Genomic DNA, 2,761 nt, shown 5'->3' with positions numbered 1-2,761 from the left:
AACCCTGTTAAAATTCAATCCCCGGGTCCGTCATTGCCATCCAAGCCTTCGGAGATCTTTTAGGATTCAACCCCCACAGCCAATGTCCTCCTTCTCCTCACTCTTCGCCCGATCCATATCTTGTATAATGAAAATAAAATTATACCAGATATAGAGTTTTTTCTTGACTTTTCCTCTTTTTGAAAGTACACGATATTTAATCGGAGAAGTCCCCATCGGCAAAGGAAGCCCGTGTATTCATTTCAACTGACTAAAAATTTTATAGGAATTGATATAGGGACCCATTCCCTGAAAATCGCCGAATGCCAACGCGCCGGGGACAAGGTCACCCTGCTTAATTACGAAATTATTCGCCTGCCGGAGGGATGGGGATCCGATCAGCCCTTATCCCGTCAGGAAATCTCCCCATTTATCCAAGAGTCACTGAAAAAATTGGGTATCAAGACTTCGGACACCGTCTCTGAAGTCACCGGCCCCTGGACAGTTGCCAGGTACCTTATGATGACCGATCTGGCCGATGATGAAATGAGGGAAGCAATCCGCTGGGGTTCCAAGGCCGATTTTCCTTTTGCTCTGGAAGAGGCCATAATTGATTTTTATAAATTGGAGGTATTGAAACGGGAAGAAGGGGAGTCGGAAGCCGAGATTATCTCTGCCGTGGCCACCCGTGAAGTGGTCGAGGAGCAAATGGCCCTTTTAAGGGAAGCCGGATTGAAGCCACTTTTCCTCTCTATCCCCTCATTCAGTTTAATGCAGGCCTACCGGGTCACCCAGCCTTTTCCCTGGTCTGAGACAGCGGCTATTATTGATCTGGGAAACAAAAGCACCCAGATTATTGTTCTGAAAGAGGGGAAACTGAAATTCTCCCGGGAAATTGCAGTGGCCGGAGATGTCTTTACTCAATCCTTGACCGGCGTTTATGAGATAAACGGACTAAGGGAGGAGATAGACGAGACTGTAGCCGAAAGGATCAAGATCAAGATCGGGTTGTCTGAGGCGGAAGGCCCCGATTCAATCATTGAGGGGGTTCCCTGGGATCAGGTCCAAAAGCGGATCGGCTTGGTCGTTGACCGGCTCTTGCTCGAGGTCGAACGATCATTAAACTATTATAAAAATCAGTTTAAAGATTATGAAATAAAAAGAGTTCTTTTAACCGGAGGAGGGGGTCTTTTAAAGGGTCTACCTGAAGCCCTGGAAAAAAATTTGGACATTCCGGTCCATTTTTTCGAAACGGCCGGTTCTTTGACCCTTAAGAAAAAGATCAATGAAGAACTTTTCATAAAGAATCTGCCCTTCCTGACTACTTTGTTGGGCCTTGTTACCCAGACTCAACCTTTCATCAATCTGAGTTCCCAATATTCAGTCCCTCAAGTTAAAAAAATTCCCTTCAAAAATTATTTAAAACCCGTCCTGGCCAGTGTCTTGCCTCTGGGAATAATCTTTTTCTTTGGCTCCCAATACTGGACCGCGAGCCGGCAGGTAACCCAGCTTCAAAAGGAGATTAGGGCTAAAAAAGAACAGTTAGCCCGCATGGGGAAACCGGTTGAGGAAATGGCCCGGCTGGAACAGGAAGAGACCCGCTTAAATAAAGATATGGAGGGCTTTCCCAAGGTTGAAATCAGAAAACCCCCGCTAAACAATCTATTCCTGGAACTAAGCAGGATGGTGCCTTCCCAAATGACATTGACCCGTTTTGAGTTTTCCAGAACCCAAGAAACCCGGAAAACCCTTGAGGGCGCAGCCGCCGCTCCCAAGGCGGGAGGGGCTGAGGGAAAAACTACCGAGATCACGGCCGTACCCAATACCGAAAAGGGGAAACGGGAGTTCCAATTGACGATTGAAGGTTTGATTTTCGGCTCAGACCAGCAAATTATTGCCGCCTTGTCTGCCTTTGCCAGGGACTTGAACCGGTCTTCTTTTTTTAAAGAGGCTAAGGTGCAAAATACATTAAAAAGCACTGAATATTCGCAGGGGGCCGCAGAATTTAAAATCCTGACTAAGCTCAGGGAAGGGACTGGTTTGTCTTCGGGAGGGCCCTCCTGATGGTCTTAAAGACTCGGGAAAAGATAATGATCGGGGTGGCTGTCCTGGTCGGGGTGGTGATGGGTTTCGATCAATTTCTCACCCAACCCAAGAAAAAAGAGGCTAAGGCCCTTCAAAGTCAGGTTCAGGAATCCAATGAAAAGCTGGCTTCGGTTTCCAGTTCTTTAGTCGGACTTAATCAGATTAGAAAAAGGGTGGAAGAGAAAAGGAAAGAGAAAGAAGCCCTGTCCGGCAGGATCTCTGACGACCGGCAGTTGGGGATTGTTCTGGACCAATTGGGGAAAGAAAGCCAGACTAAACAAATTGATTTGATTCAATTGAATGTAAACGATCAGGTTGCCGGAAATCCGGCAGAAGATAAAGGCGGTGCCCAATCCGGATCCTTTAAGAGGATGGTTTTGGATATAGAGATGAATGCTGCCTTCAGGAATATCGGTCCATCCCTGGAGAATATACTATCCCTGCCCATTTTCTCCGAGTTCGAAAAGGTCGACATCAAGCGAAAGGAAGAAATATTTCCTAAATTACAGGTGACGGTACAGCAGACTTTGTATATTTCTTCTGCTCAAAAGAAGGAATCCCAGGGTGAGGGAGATGGACAAAATATCCGGACAACCCCTTAATAAATTTAACCGCGTATTTTGGGTTATTTTCTCCGTCTTCTTCTTAAATTATTGGACTTTTTATAATGCGGAAGGGGCTTCCGGGGAACGAGATC

The 2,761-nt window shown here is 46.4% G+C and carries 2 protein-coding genes; both read left to right on the top strand.

The window, feature by feature from the left end; all coding sequences use genetic code 11:
- Positions 1 to 231 precede the first annotated feature (231 nt).
- Positions 232 to 2,043, top strand: coding sequence for a type IV pilus assembly protein PilM (gene pilM / locus ACYC56_RS14550; protein ID WP_461374891.1), 1,812 nt, complete (start codon positions 232 to 234; stop codon positions 2,041 to 2,043).
- A 35-nt stretch (positions 2,044 to 2,078) separates the two neighbouring features.
- Positions 2,079 to 2,666 carry a hypothetical protein gene (locus ACYC56_RS14545; protein WP_461374890.1) on the top strand — a complete coding sequence of 196 codons (588 nt, stop codon included), beginning with the start codon at positions 2,079 to 2,081 and terminating at the stop codon, positions 2,664 to 2,666.
- The last annotated feature ends 95 nt before the right edge of the window (positions 2,667 to 2,761 follow it).

The sequence above is a fragment of the Candidatus Aquicultor sp. genome (genome assembly GCF_054640775.1).
The sequence above is the reverse complement of the archived record's forward strand: the minus strand, read 5'-3'. Positions and strand labels throughout refer to the sequence as shown.